This window comes from Nonomuraea sp. 3N208 (genome assembly GCF_052245935.1).
Lineage (GTDB): Bacteria > Actinomycetota > Actinomycetes > Streptosporangiales > Streptosporangiaceae > Nonomuraea.
The window spans coordinates 248,711-262,943 of sequence record NZ_JBQQBR010000003.1 but is presented as its reverse complement, the minus strand read 5'-3'; the positions used below and the strand labels follow the sequence as shown (position 1 = coordinate 262,943).

14 protein-coding genes are annotated in these 14,233 nt (G+C 69.3%); 7 read left to right on the top strand and 7 right to left on the bottom strand.

Annotation, left to right across the window (positions count from 1 at the left end; all coding sequences use genetic code 11):
• Positions 1–4 precede the first annotated feature (4 nt).
• Positions 5–2,908 (top strand): glycosyltransferase, encoded by a 2,904-nt coding sequence (locus ACTWPT_RS05680; RefSeq protein WP_443176166.1) that lies wholly within the window; start codon positions 5–7, stop codon positions 2,906–2,908.
• Positions 2,905–4,215, top strand: coding sequence for a DUF5719 family protein (locus ACTWPT_RS05675; RefSeq protein ID WP_443176165.1), 1,311 nt, complete (start codon positions 2,905–2,907; stop codon positions 4,213–4,215). Before ACTWPT_RS05680 ends, ACTWPT_RS05675 begins: the two co-directional genes overlap by 4 nt.
• A gap of 155 nt (positions 4,216–4,370) precedes the next feature.
• On the opposite strand, the gene ACTWPT_RS05670 is transcribed toward ACTWPT_RS05675, so the two are convergent.
• Entirely contained in the window at positions 4,371–5,867 is a 1,497-nt protein-coding gene (locus ACTWPT_RS05670; RefSeq protein WP_443176164.1) for an alpha/beta hydrolase family protein, read from the bottom strand.
• A gap of 79 nt (positions 5,868–5,946) precedes the next feature.
• On the opposite strand from ACTWPT_RS05670, the gene ACTWPT_RS05665 reads away from it, so the two are divergent.
• Positions 5,947–6,510 carry an ArsR/SmtB family transcription factor gene (locus ACTWPT_RS05665; RefSeq protein WP_443176163.1) on the top strand — a complete coding sequence of 188 codons (564 nt, stop codon included), beginning with the start codon at positions 5,947–5,949 and terminating at the stop codon, positions 6,508–6,510.
• A gap of 7 nt (positions 6,511–6,517) precedes the next feature.
• On the opposite strand, the gene ACTWPT_RS05660 is transcribed toward ACTWPT_RS05665, so the two are convergent.
• The 6 genes from ACTWPT_RS05660 to ACTWPT_RS05635 all read right to left on the bottom strand — a co-directional run bounded on the left by ACTWPT_RS05660 (position 6,518) and on the right by ACTWPT_RS05635 (position 10,793).
• The gene (locus tag ACTWPT_RS05660; RefSeq protein WP_443176162.1) at positions 6,518–7,315 is read right to left on the bottom strand and encodes an ABC transporter permease; all 798 of its coding nucleotides are present in this window, start codon (positions 7,313–7,315) and stop codon (positions 6,518–6,520) included.
• Positions 7,308–8,063, bottom strand: a complete 756-nt coding sequence (locus ACTWPT_RS05655) for an ABC transporter permease (protein WP_443176161.1) — start codon at positions 8,061–8,063, stop codon at positions 7,308–7,310. Before ACTWPT_RS05655 ends, ACTWPT_RS05660 begins: the two co-directional genes overlap by 8 nt.
• A complete protein-coding gene (locus ACTWPT_RS05650; protein ID WP_443176160.1) occupies positions 8,060–8,998 on the bottom strand; it encodes an ABC transporter ATP-binding protein in 939 nt (312 codons plus the stop codon). The genes ACTWPT_RS05655 and ACTWPT_RS05650 overlap by 4 nt, the downstream gene beginning before the upstream one ends.
• 202 nt (positions 8,999–9,200) lie before the next feature.
• Positions 9,201–9,479, bottom strand: coding sequence for a DUF1905 domain-containing protein (locus tag ACTWPT_RS05645; protein ID WP_443176159.1), 279 nt, complete (start codon positions 9,477–9,479; stop codon positions 9,201–9,203).
• 17 nt (positions 9,480–9,496) lie between these two features.
• Positions 9,497–9,880: a VOC family protein gene (locus ACTWPT_RS05640; protein WP_443176158.1), complete on the bottom strand. Its 384-nt coding sequence runs from the start codon at positions 9,878–9,880 to the stop codon at positions 9,497–9,499.
• 472 nt (positions 9,881–10,352) lie between these two features.
• A complete protein-coding gene (locus ACTWPT_RS05635) occupies positions 10,353–10,793 on the bottom strand; it encodes a metallopeptidase family protein (protein WP_443176157.1) in 441 nt (146 codons plus the stop codon).
• Positions 10,794–11,158: 365 nt separating this feature from the next.
• Here ACTWPT_RS05635 and ACTWPT_RS05630 point away from each other — a divergent pair, with 365 nt between their 5' ends.
• Genes ACTWPT_RS05630 through ACTWPT_RS05615 form a run of 4 tightly spaced genes read left to right on the top strand, consistent with a single transcriptional unit; the run spans position 11,159 to position 14,188 of the window.
• Complete coding sequence (locus ACTWPT_RS05630; RefSeq protein ID WP_127939882.1) at positions 11,159–11,527, top strand: DUF3499 domain-containing protein; 369 nt, start codon at positions 11,159–11,161, stop codon at positions 11,525–11,527.
• 44 nt (positions 11,528–11,571) lie between these two features.
• Positions 11,572–12,921, top strand: coding sequence for a phosphomannomutase/phosphoglucomutase (locus ACTWPT_RS05625; protein ID WP_443176156.1), 1,350 nt, complete (start codon positions 11,572–11,574; stop codon positions 12,919–12,921).
• Positions 12,912–13,085 (top strand): Trm112 family protein, encoded by a 174-nt coding sequence (locus ACTWPT_RS05620; protein WP_443176289.1) that lies wholly within the window; start codon positions 12,912–12,914, stop codon positions 13,083–13,085. Before ACTWPT_RS05625 ends, ACTWPT_RS05620 begins: the two co-directional genes overlap by 10 nt.
• Complete coding sequence (locus ACTWPT_RS05615; RefSeq protein ID WP_443176155.1) at positions 13,082–14,188, top strand: SIS domain-containing protein; 1,107 nt, start codon at positions 13,082–13,084, stop codon at positions 14,186–14,188. The genes ACTWPT_RS05620 and ACTWPT_RS05615 overlap by 4 nt, the downstream gene beginning before the upstream one ends.
• The last annotated feature ends 45 nt before the right edge of the window (positions 14,189–14,233 follow it).

Genomic DNA, 14,233 nt, shown 5'->3' with positions numbered 1-14,233 from the left:
GCCCATGTCCCGTCCGTACGTCACCGTGATCGTCGTCGCCCACGACGGCGCGCGCTGGCTCGGGGAGACGCTGCGCGCGCTGGCCGGCCAGAGCCGCAGACCCGACCGCGTCGCCGGCGTCGACAACGGCAGCAGGGACGGCTCGGCTGACCTGCTCGCTCAGACGCTTGGCAGCGGCAATGTCATCTCCCTGCCGCGGTCGACCGCTTTCGCCGAATCCGTCGCCGAGGCGCTCGAGAGGCTGCCCTCGCGCGGGCCCGACGAGTGGATCTGGCTGCTCCACGACGACTGCGCCCCCGACAGGCGCGCGCTGGAAGCCCTGCTCACCGCGGCCGGCCACGATCCCAAGGCGGCCGTGCTCGGCCCGAAGCTGCGTGACTGGCTCGACCAGAGGCGCCTGCTCGAAGTCGGCGTGACGGTGGGACGTACCGGGCGGAGGGACACGGGGCTGGAGCCGCGCGAGTTCGACCAGGGGCAGCATGACGGCACGCGCGACGTGCTGTCGGTGTCCACGGCCGGGATGCTGATCCGCCGCGACGTGTGGGAGGAGGCCGGCGGGCTGGACCCGTTCTTCCCGCTGTTCCGTGACGACCTCGACCTGTGCTGGCGGGTACGCAACGCCGGGCACAAGGTCCTGGTCGTGACCTCGGCCGTGGCCTGGCACGCCGAGGCGGCGGCGCGCCGGCGACGGCGCATCACGGTCAGCGGCGACCATCCGCGCCGGCTCGACAGGCGAAACGCGATCTTCGTGGTCATGGCGAACCTGCCGTTTCGCCCCATGTTGTGGGCACTGCTGCGGAGCGTGCTCGGCTCGGCCTTCCGCACGCTGTTGTTCCTCGTCAGCAAGCAGCCCGCGAACGCGCTGGACGAGATGGTGGCCATGGGGTCGGTCCTGGTGCACCCGTTCCGGCTGCTCAGGGCGCGGCGCGCCCGCCGCCACGGCCGCAAGAAGGGATATGTCCGCATCAAGCGGCTGATGACCCCTCCGGGTGCGGGCTACCGGCGGCTGATCGACATGGTGCAGAGTTTCCTCGACGGCCAGGCACCCGTCGACTCGGCCGGCCGCCACCACCATCACGTGTCGGCGGAGGAGGACGAAGTACTGCCTCCGCCGGACACCGGCGCGGTCAAACGTTTCCTGTCCCGCCCAGGCGTAGTCCTCATGCTCGCGCTGACCGCGATCTCGCTGGTCGCCGAGCGGTCATTGCTCGGCGGCGAACGGCTCGGCGGGGGCGCGCTGGTTCCCGTGATCGGCGGTGCCGGCGACCTCTGGGCGTTCTACACCGAGGGATTCCACGACATCGGGCTCGGCGCGGACGCCTGGGCGCCGCCGTACGTCGCGGTCGTGGCCGCTCTGTCCACGCTCGCGTTCGGCAAGACGTGGCTGGCCGTGTCGGTGCTGCTGCTCGGCTCGGTGCCGCTGGCAGGCGCCACCACGTACCTGGCCACCCGGCACTTCATCCCTTCGGTGCCCGCGCGGGCGTGGGCGGCGGGGACGTACGCGCTGCTGCCTGTCGCGACCGGCGCGATCGCGGCGGGACGGCTGGGCACGGCGGTGGTGTTCGTGCTGCTGCCGGTCTACGCCTCGCTCGGCACGACCCTCCTGTCCGCAGAACGCCGCCCCGCCCGCCGCGCCGCCTGGGCGCTCGGGCTGCTGCTGGGGGTGGGGACGGCGTTCGTGCCGCTGGTGTACCCGATGGTGGCGGTGCTGGGCGCACTGTCCTTGGCGGCAGGACGGCGGCGGAGCGCGACGCGGCGGAGCCGCACGGGCCGGCGGGCCGGCGCGGACAAGCGGGATGGCGTGGGCCGGCGGGATGGCCGCGTGCCCAGCCTGGGCCGGCGGGATGGCGTCTTGGTGTCCATGGCCATCGCGTTGCTCGTCCCGGTGGCGCTGCTGTTCCCATGGCTCGCGACGCTGGTGAGCGATCCCGGGCGGCTCCTGCTGGAGGCCGGGCTGCACGATCCCGCGCTGGTGGACGCCGCACCGGCTGCCGAGTCGTTGCTGGCGTTGGCCCCTGGAGGGCCGGGGCTGCCGCCGTTCTGGGTGACGGCGGGGCTGCTGGCGACGGCGTTGGCCGCGCTCCTCATGCGCCGCCAGCGCATGATCGTCGCCGTCGGCTGGGGCGTCGCCCTGTACGGGATGCTCGCCGCGATCCTGGTCAGCCGGATCTCCGTCGACGGCACGCGGGCCTGGCCGGGCGTGCCGCTGGCGTTCGCGGGGATGGGGCTGGTGGTCCTCGTGGGCCTGACCGCACACCGCCTGGCCGAGTTGCGCGCCGGCGGCGGGCTGCGGCGGCTGGGGGTGACGGCGCTGGTGGGGGTGGCGTTCAGCACGCCGCTGCTGGCCGCGGGCTATTGGGTGGTCACCGGGGTCCGGGGGCCGCTCGTCGGGGACGCGCCCGATGTGCTGCCTGCCCTGGCGGCCTCGCGTACCGCCCAAGGGGAACGAACATTGGTGATCAAGGGGTCGGAGTTCACCGTGCTGCACGGGCGTACCCCGCTGATCGGCGAATCGGAGCTGCCCATCGCGTCCGAGGCCCGCACCCGCGTCGCCACCGCCGCGCAAGGGCTGGCCGGCGGGCGCGGCGGCGATGCGGCCACGCTGGCGCGGCACGGCATCGCGATGGTCGCCGTGGCGCCGCCGGTCGCGCCGCAGCTGACCAGGACGCTCGACTCCCAGCCGGGGCTGCAGCGCATGAGCCTGTCGGAGGCCGGCGGCCTGTGGCGCGTCGTCGAACCGGTCACCCGCGTGCCGGCCCAGCCCGAAAGCGCCCTGCACAAGCCGTGGTTGTGGGCGCAGGGCGCGATGGTGCTGGTGTGCGCCGTGCTGGCCGCGCCGGGGCGGCGCGAGAGCCCGCAGGAGGCCGTGGAGCCGTCGCCCAGTGCGGTTCTGGCGGGGGCGTCATGAAGTCCTTCGTCGAGAACCGATTCGGCCTGCTGGTGCTGGTGGTCGTGGCGTTGGCAGCCCTGTACGGCACCGCGTACGTCACCAGACCGGCCGCCCCCGCCGCCCCGCAGCAGGCCGCACCCCGGAAAGTGGCGGTCACGTCGGTCACCGCCGTATGCCCTGGGGCGAAGGGGGAGAAGGTCGGCGTGTACCTGCCCGGCGGCCTGTCCCACGAGACGATGGCGGACGGCAAGCCGTACGTGACGAAGGGCCCTGCCGCGCTGGAGGCCGGCTACACCACCCGCGCCACCCGGGGTGCCGAACGCGGCCTGGCCGGCGTGCGCTGCACCGAGCCCGCCCCCGTGACCTGGCTGCTCGGCCCCGGACCGGCGAACGCCGGCGTGATCCTGCACCTCACGAATGCGGACAAGGCGCCGGCGCTGGCCGACGTACAGGTCCACGCCGCCGAGGGCCCGGTCTCCGGCGACAAGGGGATCGGTCTGGAGATCGCGCCCGGCGAGCACCGCGAGATCGACATGAAGACGCTCGCCCCGTCGGCCGACATCATGGCCGTGAGCGTTACCACCATCTTCGGCCGCGTCGCCGTCGCCGCCCGCACCACGCTCGAGACCGGAGGCATCGACTGGCTCCCTGCCGCGGCGCCACCCGCGACGCGCGTCGTCGTCCCAGGGATCCCGGGCGGCGGCGGCCGCCGCGAGCTGCTCGTCGCCGCCCCAGGCGAGACCGACGCGCTGGTGAAGGTGAGGGCGGTGAGCGAGGACGCCGAGTACGCCATGCGGGGCCGTGAGACGGTGGACGTACTGGCAGGAAGCGTCGTCTCGGTGGACGTGACCACCGGCGTGGGCGGCTCGTCGGCGGCCCTCGTCCTCACCTCGGAGACCCCGATCGTGGCCGGCCTGGTGATGACCGGCACCGGAGGCCGCTCGGACATCGCCTTCACCGCCGGCACGCCCTCCCTTGACCTGGGCAGTGCGCTGGCCCGCAACGGCACCGGCTCCCGTCTGATCCTCACCGCACTGGGCGGACAGCCAGGCAAGGTGCGCGTACAGATCGTCCCAGCAAAGAGTGCGGCCGAGCAGCCGTTCGACGTGGAGGTGCCGGCGGGACGGACGCGGAACGTCCGGCTGAAGGCGAAGGGCGACTTCGCGGTCGTGGTCACACCCGTTTCTGGGGAGGTGTACGGCGGGCGAGTGGTGGAGGAACGCCTCAAAACCGGTCTGCTGATCACAGCCCAGCCCCTGGCACCGGCCCGCATGTGGACCCTGCTCCCTCCCCTCACCGACACGCCTCACGTGGTCCAGCCGTAGAAAGCCCAGACCTCATGATCGCCGACATCGCCTTCGGTCGAGGGTTGCCGCTCTACACCCGCAACACCGACGACTTCGTCGGACTCGAAAGCCTGGTCACCGTCGTTCCCGTGTGAACGTGAGTCCTGCGTGATGCTCCACCAGCAGTGTTCCCTTTACGGAAACAGCAGGCCCCAGTAAAGAGCCCACGGGATGAGCGCTGCTCCTCCAGCGAGCAGCAGGCCGAGCCGTACCTTCTCGCCGCGGGCCGTGGCGAAGCGGGCGCGGTGCCAGGAGAGTGCCGTGAGGGCCGTGGCGACCACGCAGGCCACCGCCAGGCACTGCAGCGCGAGCCAGATCACCGGACGCCCCGCCACGACCGGCCCGGGAAACGCTGACTCGCCCCCGGTCATCAGCAGATACATCACATACACCAACGAGCTGGGCACCACCACGAGACCCCCGGCGCTGAGCAGCCGCGCGGCTTTCGTCACCGGAGCGTGGGAGCGACCGCGAACGCGCCGCACCAGCGCGACCAAGGGGTAGGCGCCGAACGCGACCGCGAACAGCGCCAGCGCCGCAAGCTGGACCGCCGCCGACTCCCACCAGGCCGAACGATGGACCGGTATGGTCAGCGAATCCTGTACGGGTGCCGGCCCCGACGTCTGCGCGACGGGCGCACTCCCCGCCGTCACGTCGCCCACCCAGGAGCCGACCAGGTCAGCGTAGCCGGGAGCGAGCTCGTCCAGCTGGGTGACGCCGCCATCACGGGTTTGGAAGGCGGCGTGCTCGGCATTGCCGAAGAAGCGGATCGTGTAGTGCCTGTTGCCGCCCTTCTCCAAGGCGGAGACGAACCCTGGCGGGCTCTCCACGGGTGGGGTCAGCAGGTCCTGGGTGCCCCAGATGGCGAGCACCGGCTGGCGCACGGCGGCTATGGTCGGGCGAGGGTCGTAATGGGCCTCCGGGAATATCCCGAGGCTGTCGATCATCCGATACATGTTGAGCTCAGCGCGGTCGACGAGCGAGCCTCTGACCCCGGCCCTGAGCAGCCCCGCCTTCACCGCCCACGTCGCCTGCCGCAGCGGCGGCAGGCTGTTCGCGCCGACGAGCACGACGAAGGCGACGTCCTTCGAGCGGGACGCCGCGATGGGAACCACCCAGCCTCCCTCACTCAGCCCCCATAAACCGACCTTCGCCGGGTCGATCCCGGGCTGTGAACGCAACGCGGCCACGGCGCCGAGCGCGTCGTCGGCGAGCTGCGAGTAGGACCTGTGGAAGAGCGAATACCCCACGGATCGTTTGTCGTAGATCAGCACAGACATGCCCCTGCGGGCGAACTCGACGGCCTCCGTCAGGTGCCGCGTGCGGGGTGAGCCCGTGCCCGCCCCGGTCACCAGCACGAGCCCAGGGCGGCGGCTCGGCTCGGCCGTGGCGGGTGAGATGACCGTGCCGTGCATCGTGAGGCCTCCGCTGCCGGGGAAGCTCACCTGCGCCGCTTCGAGATCGGGTGGTACCGCGATCGGCGGCGAAGGCTCGGGAGCGGGGGACACGTTCGCGGGGATGGCGGCTACGGGGACGTCGATTACAGGGGCTGCGCTTGCGGGGGCGGCGGTGGGCAGGCCGATGACGAGGCCGCAGAGGGCGATGCCGACTGCCCGAAGAATTCGTGTCATATGGCCGAGCTTAATCTGCAGAGAGCTCTCGGCAGACAGTTCTCTGCAGATATCGTTCTGCAGGAGTAGGATGATCCTCATGACGGATGAGGAGCGGTTCGTCCTCGATGACCCCGCCAAGCTCAAGGCGCTGGCCCACCCGATGCGACAGCTGATGCTGCGCCACCTCAGCATCCATGGCCCCGCCACGTCGACCACGCTGGGCGAGCTGCTCGGCGCGAAGACCGGCACGACCAGCTATCACCTACGCCAGCTCGAGAAGTACGGCTTCATCGAGGAGATCCCCGAGCGATCCACCGGCCGGGAGCGTTGGTGGCGTCACGCCAGAGAACCCCGCGACATGCGCCTGCCGACCCCGGACCAGCTCGCCTCTGAGGACCGTCCCGTGCTGGCCGAGTTCCACCGGATCAGCATGGAGGAAGACCGGCAGCTGTTCGAGAGCTTCCCCGAGGCCTACTGGCGCGAGCCGGAGTGGGCCAAGGCGTCACGCGGACTCGCCCGCATGACGAAGGCGGAGTTCGAGGAGTTCTTCGATGCCTACATCGCCCTGCTGATGAGATACAACCGCACAGCGGAGGAGGCCCCGCCAGACGCACGGCCCATGCACGTCCGGCTCTTCGCCCTTCCCGCCGACGATGACTGAGCCGAGTTCAGTGACCGACGCTCTGGTAGTGGTCGAGCTGACGCCGCCAGATGAGGTAGGCCAGCGCGATCAGGACCACGCCGATCAGCGGGGCGGCCAAGGCCCAGGGATTGTCGAGCTTGTTCAGTATGACGCTCGAGGGCACGTAGGCCACGAAGGCGACCGGCAGCACGAAGGTGAGCAGCCACTCGATCGCGCCACCGAAGATCTTCATCGGATACGAGCCGAACTTGCTGAAGACGTCGTCGACGAAGACGCGCAGGGCGAAAGTGTCGACCATGCGCAGCGACAGGGAGCAGAGCGCGAGGAAGAAGGCGGCCTCGATGAGGGCGCCGCCGACGATCGCCACGAGGCAGAAGACGATCAGCCACGCGGTCCACTGAACATGTGCGCTCTGGCCGGCGACGACGAGCAGCGTTACACCCACGAGCAGATCGCCGAATTGAGCGATGCCCATTCTGTTGCCCATGAGCTGCACGAGGGGGTTGAGCGGACGGAGCAGGAAGCGGTCGAACTCCCCGTTGCGCACCACCCATTGGATGTCGTTCACGCTCATCAGGGGGATCATCGCCAGGGCATGGGCGGTCAGACGCAGGCCGTACAGGAAGGCGATCTCCGCAAGTCCCCAGCCCGCCAGCGACGGGAAGCTGTGCATCACCACCCAGATGAAGGCGAACCCGGTGCCCTGCCAGATCGCGCCACTGAGGATGCCGATCACGGTGTTGAGGCGGTACTGCATGGCGCCGCGGGCGGAGGCGCGCTGGAGCAGTACGTACAGGCGTAGGGTGCGGAGGACCTCAGCCACCCTGGATCACCACCCTTCGATGGGCGCGGGACCAGGTCAGGGCGAGCGCGCCCCACAGCGCCATGATCCAGGCGAGCTCAACCACAACGGGACCAGAAATATCGGAAATGTGGCCGACGTAGACCGCCGCGGGCACGTACCCCATGTACTTGAAGGGCAGGACCTCGGCCACCACGCCCAGGACGCCAGGGAAGAAGGCGAGTGGCACCATCGTCCCGGCGAAGAACTGGCTGACGAGCCGGTAGAGCAGCGAGATCGCCCCGGTCTCCATCGTCCAGAAGCCGATCAGGCTGATCAGCAGTGCCAGCTGCACGGCGATCACGTATCCGAGCACCAGTGTGATCACATAGCCCGGACCGTTGACCGGCATGGTGATCGAGCCGACCAGCAGGACCACCGGGATGATCGGGGCCAGCAGCAGCAGCCCGCCCAGGGTGTTTCCGAACTGGAAGGCGGCCATCTGCCGCAGGTAGCCGATCGGCCGGGCCAGGTCGAAGAAGACCATGCCGGTACGAATGCGGTGGTGGATGGTGCTGGGGACGATGGTATGGGTGGCGAAGGCTTGTAAGTTGGCCAGGGTCAGGTAAGCCAGCAGCGCCTCCAGTGTGAGCCCGGCGGCCGCGGGGCGCGAGCCGTACACCGAAGTCCAGATCATGCGCAACAGGAACACCTGGGCGACCAATGCCACGCAGGTCATGATGATGTTGCTGCGGTAGGCCAGGGCGAGGCGGAAGCCGATGCGCGTCATCGCGTGTAGATGCCCTTGATCACGCTCTCCAGGTCAGGTTCTTCGATCGACATGTCGCGGATGGTCTGCTCGGCGGCGATCGAGGCGATCAGGCCTGGCAGGTCGTCGTGGATCTCGAAGACGTAGCGGCCGTCGGCGTCCCGGGACACGCCGCGTACCTCCTCCGGCTCGGACTCCAGCAGGACCACCAGCCGCCTGGGCTGGTTCACCAGCGCGTCGATGGTGCCGTCGAAGAGCACCCGGCCGTGGTCGATGAGGATGATCCGCTTGCACAGCGCCTCGACGTCGGCCAGATCATGCGTGGTCAAGATGACGGTGGTCCGCCCGACGCGGTTGGTCTCGACGATGAAGTCGCGGACCGCCTCCTTGGCCACCACGTCCAGCCCGACCGTCGGCTCGTCGAGATAGAGGAGCGGAGGTTCGTACAGCACGGCCGCCGCCAGGTCGCCGCGCATCCGCTGGCCGAGGCTGAGCTGACGCACCGGAGTGTCGAGGAAGTCGTCCAGCCCCAGCACGTCGCGCAGCTTCCTCAGCGACGTCTCGAAGCGCGGAGCGGGAACGTCATAGAGCGAGCCCACCAGCCGTAACGACTCGATCAGCGGCAGGTCCCACCACAGTTGGCTCCGCTGGCCGAAGACGACGCCGACGTTGCGCGCATTGGCCGAGCGGTGACGCCACGGCACCAGGCCGTTGACCTCCACGGTGCCGCTCGTCGGGGTGAGGATCCCGGTGAGGATCTTGATGGTGGTGGACTTGCCGGCGCCGTTCGGCCCGAGGTAGCCGATGACCTCGCCCTCTTCGATCTCGAAGCTGACATCGTCGACAGCTGTGGTCTCGTCGTACTGGCGGGTGACGAGCGTGCGAAAGACTCCGAAGGGTCCGGAGAAGGTGCGTGGCCGGCGGAAGATCTTGGTTAACCCCTCGACCCTGATCATGCAGAGATCTTTTCTCTGCCGTGCGCGCGCTGCAAGTTGTTTTCATGGGGGCCTGCACGCGGTGCGGATCCTCAGCGACCTGGCCATCCGGCAGCGCGAGCACGGTGGGCATGGCCAGTACCGCCGCAACGTGTGAGGCTCAGCAGGTCCGGGCGCCGTCGAAGGAGAACGAGCACCGGGGAACGACCTCGTGCGGAGATCGCTATTTGATCCGTTCCTCCAGATGAACGGTTACGGTATCGCCGACTTCCTTCCCGAGGAGCTTGCGGAGATCGTTCTTCACGGGCAGCTTGTGCGTGCCGTCCCCAAGAGCCATGAATGAGCTGCGGAACGGGTGCCCGTCGATCGTCCCTCGGACCTTGACCAGCCCACGCGTCCCGAAGAACTCGGCCGAGCCAGGCATCACGACGTACGTCCAGCCCCCCTTGCTCGGGCTCTTCAGCAGTGTCGCGGTGAATTCCTTGTCGAGATTGCTCGCCATTGCAGAAGCCCCTTTCGCTATTCGACGATCACGAGACCGTTGCCGTCCGGGTCGCGGAAGGTGAACATCGGCGGGATGCCTTCCCAGAGCAGCAGCTCGTCCACGTCGACCCCGCGCTCCACAAGGTCCTTGTGCAGGGACGCAGCGTCCGCGGTCGTGAGGCGGATGCCGGTCTCGACGCTGGTCGGGGCGTCCGAGGACGCGGGTACGAGCGCTATCGAGGTTGTCGATCCCGGAGGTTCCACCTCGATCCACCGTCCGCCGAGCTGCTCGATCGGGGCGTCCAGGCGCTTTTCCAGGCCCAGGGTGCTCACGTAGAACTCGACGGCGCGGTCCTGCTCGGTGACGGGGATGGCTACAGTCCTGATGCCGATGATCGCGGTGCTGACTCGCTCGCCCATGTTGGGCCTCCTGTCGTTCGGCTCGCAGGGTTGGACTTGTCGAGCCGGCAGAACTCATCGCCGTGCGCGCACTCCTGTCCGTAAACGCTTGCCTCGCTACGACGGGGTGCGCGGTTCACACGCTCCCCGGCCCTCGGTGATCGCTATGAAGGCCCTCGGCCAGATGGTCTTGTGAAGCGATCTACGCTACGTCTGTTGCGTTTATTGCGCCGGCTCCGCCTTCTCATGAACGCCGCTGTTCGCGACTGCCTCGTCGAGGGGTACGAGCCGCTGATCGAGGGACTGAAGCCGCCTGACCCGGATGACCGGCATGTGCTCGACGGACGGGTCGTTTGGGCATGCATACAGCAGATCGCGGACTCACGTGTTAGCCCGCCTGAGACGGTTGACGATGTGCTTGATGCTCTGAGACCGCAGGCCTCGTCGATCGGTCGCTGCTCTTCGGGCTGACGCCGGCTCTGGCGATCCCCGGTCAGGGGCGGTCGTCGTACCCCGGGTCGACGGTTTCGGGGGAGAGGCCGAGCAGGATGGCCACCTGTTCCACCACCGTGTCGTGGACCATGGCGCCCAGCGTGTCGCGGTCCCTCGCCCGGGCCTCCAAAGGCCGCCTGTAGACCACCACCGATGCCGGGTTCTGGCCGGTGGCCGCGTCGGCGCGGCCGAACGGGATCGGGTCCGAGCTCAGGCGCGGCCCGTCGTCCAGCTCGCTCAGCGGCGGCACCTCCTCCACCGCGAACTCCACGGCCGACAGTTGCCGCTCCCAGCGCGGGCGGAGGCGGTCGACCGCGTCGAGGACGAGGTCGTCGAAGCGTTCGCTGCGGGACTTGGCCATGGGGACGTGGGAGGGGGCGAGCGGGCCGCGGAGGCCGCGACCGTGGCGATCGCGCCGTCTGGGACCGCGCTTCGGAGTCACAGGGGCAAGTCTAAGGGGATGTCTCCTGAGTTCCGAGAGTGGCGGCGCCAGTTCGGTGAGTGATCGTCATCTGATCGTTGCGCTGGTTCCGCGGGCGGTCGCCAGCCGGGTCCGAGGGTTGTTGTCGCCTGATCGTCGCGTCCGGCAGCCGGGCGGGTCGGTCTGTTGGTGTCAGGGTGACCGATAAGTGATCCTTTCGTGGGGGACAGGTTTGGGTGCTTTGGGGATATGGCCAGGTTGTGGGCGGTGGTTCCATCGGGGCATGTAGGTGGAAAGGCTGCGACAGGTGTCCGAATTGTGGCGACACGCTCGTTAAGAGCGCTCAGGTAGTGGCGCCTCGCACTCTTACCAGATACGGTCCCTCCGTGAGCCCCGTCCGCCGCTGTTCCCGCACCGCCTGCAGCCAGCCTGCCGTCTTCACGCTCACGTACGTATACGCCGACTCGACCGCTGTTCTCGGCCCCCTGGCGACGTACGCGGAGCCACACTGTTACGACCTGTGCGCCGAACACGCTGAGCGACTGACCGCCCCCCGTGGCTGGGAGGTGGTGCGGCTGCCGACGGACGGTGCCTCCCCCAGCTCCGACGATCTCGAGGCGCTGGCCAACGCGGTGAGGGAGGCCGCCCGGCCCACGTCGTCCGGCGGCGGTGAGCCGGTCGGGCAGGGCGTCGAGGTCGGCCGCCGTGGGCATCTGCGCGTTCTGAGGTCGGCCCAGCAGCACCGCGACCGGTAGGCTCCCCTTACAAGGAGGAAACGACCTAAGGGCGGAGCTGAAGAGTGGGCGACCTCGCCAAGATCTTCAAAGCGTACGACGTTCGCGGGGTGGTGCCCGACGAGCTCGACGAGCCGACCGCCGAGGCCGTGGGTGCGGCCTTCGTCGAGATGACAGGGGCCGAGTCGGTCGTGGTCGCGCATGATATGCGGGAGTCGTCCCGGCCGCTTGCCGATGCCTTTATCCGGGGAGCCCGTTCGCGTCGCGCGGATGTCGTGGACGCGGGGCTGGGTTCGACCGATCTGCTTTACTACGCCAGCGGCAGCCTCGGGCTGCCCGGCGTGATGTTCACCGCCAGCCACAACCCCGCCCGCTACAACGGCATGAAGATGTGCAGGTCCGGCGCGGTGCCGATCGGGGGCGACACGGGCCTCACCGAGATCCGCGACCGGGCGGCCGAGCTGGTCGGGGTGACCGCCACGCCCACCGGATCGCTGATCGAGAAGGACCTGCTGAGCGGTTACGCGCACCACCTGCGCACGCTCGTCGACCTCGCCGTCATCCGGCCGTTGAAGGTCGTGGTGGACGCGGGCAACGGCATGGGGGGACACACCGTGCCGCCCGTGTTCGAGGGCCTGCCGATCGACTTGGTGCCTCTCTACTTCGAGCTGGACGGCAACTTCCCCAACCACGAGGCCAATCCGCTGGAGCCGCAGAACCTGGTGGATCTGCAGCGGGCCGTGGTGGAGAGCGGGGCGGACATCGGTCTGGCATTCGACGGGGACGCCGATCGGTGCTGGGTGATCGACGAGCGAGGGGAGTCGGTCTCGCCGTCCGCCGTCACGGCGCTGGTCGCCGCGCGCGAGCTGGCCAAATACCCGGGGGCGACGATCATCCACAATCTGATCACGTCGCTCGGGGTGCCTGAAGTCGTTCGCGAGCACGGGGGCGTCCCGGTGCGGACCCGGGTCGGGCACTCGTTCATCAAGGCCGAGATGGCCCACACGGGCGCGGTCTTCGGCGGTGAGCACTCGGCTCACTACTACTTCCGCGACTTCTGGTTCGCCGACTCCGGCATGCTGGCGGCCATGCACGTGCTCGCCGCGCTGGGCGGGCAGGACCGGCCGCTGTCGGAGGTCGTGGAGGTCTACTCGCGTTACCACGCCTCCGGGGAGATCAACAGCGCCGTCTCCGACCAGGGCGAGGCGCTGCGGCTGGTACGGGAGGCGTTCGCGGGACGGGGCGAGTTCGACGAGCTCGACGGGCTGACCGTGTCCGGGCCGGGATGGTGGTTCAACCTGCGGGCGTCCAACACCGAGCCGCTGCTCAGGCTAAACGCCGAGGCGGCCGACGAGAGCAAGATGACGGCGATCAAGGATGAGGTCCTCGCCATCGTGGGAAGGGTATCAGTGTGAAGATCGACGACTGGCTGCTGGAGATCCTGGCATGTCCGGCGTGCAAGGCGCCTCTGCGTGCCGACAGCGAGGCCGAGGAGCTGGCCTGCACGGGCTGCGGCCTGATCTATCCGGTCCGGGATGACATCCCCGTCCTGCTCGTCGACGAGGCCAGGAAGCCGTGACCTGGGAGCCGGGGCGGCTCGACGACCAGGCTCACCTCAGCGAAGGCGACCCTGGCGGGATGTTGCCCGCGGTCGCCGCGTCCGCGGCTCACGTACGCACCGGCTACCGCACGGCCGTCGAGGCCCAAGTCGATCGCCTGGGCGCCCACGGGCGGCCGCGTGCCATCGTGGTCGCGGGCATGGGCGGTTCCGGCATCGCCGGCGACATCCTGGCGGCGGTGGTCGGCAGCGGCGCGCCGCTCCCGATCGTGACCCTGCGCTCCTACCAGCTCCCCGGCTGGGTCGGCGCCACGGACCTGGTCATCGCCGTCTCCGGCTCGGGCGATACCGAGGAGACGCTGGCCGTCGCCACCCAGGCCGTGCGGCGCGGCTGCACGCTGCTCGGCGTCGGACCGACGGGCTCCCAGTTGCAGGCCATCGCCACCCAGGCGTCGGCAATCTACGTGGCGGTCCCGGTCAGCGGGCAGTCGAGGGCGAACCTCTGGCTCCTGGCCATCCCCCTGATCGTGGCCGCCGCCGCCATGCGCCTCGTGCCGGCCGACGCTGACCTGTTCGAGCGGGTGGCCAAGGCGCTGGAGGACATGGCGCACCGGTGCCGGCCGTCCAGCGACTCGTTCATCAATCCCGGCAAGTCGCTCGCCATGGACCTGGCCGAGAGCGTGCCGATGATCTGGGGGTCGTCGCCGGTGGCGGCCGTGGCGGCGTACCGGCTGGCCTGCCAGCTCAACACAAACGCGAAATATCCCGCTGTTTACGGAGAGCTGCCCGAGGTCGGACACAACCAGGTGGCCTCTCTCGACGGGCCGCTGGCCGAGTACGACATCTTCGCCGACACGACCGGCCGTACGGTCCGGCTCGTCGTCATGCGTGACGTCGAGGAGCACCCCCAGGTGATGCGGCGGCGCGAGGCGGCGCTGCGGGCGGCGCGTGAACGCGACGTCAGAGTCACCGAGGTCACGGCCGAGGGCGTGCATCCGCTGGAGCGGATCGCCTCGCTGATCGCCCTCGGCGACTACGCCAGCACGTACCTGGCGCTGGGATATGACGTGGATCCGACCCCTGTGTCAGCGATCACTGAGCTGAAGGCCAGAATTTCGCAATAGGATCCCTTTCCAGGCCTTAATACGTGATCTTTATGAGTGGAGAAG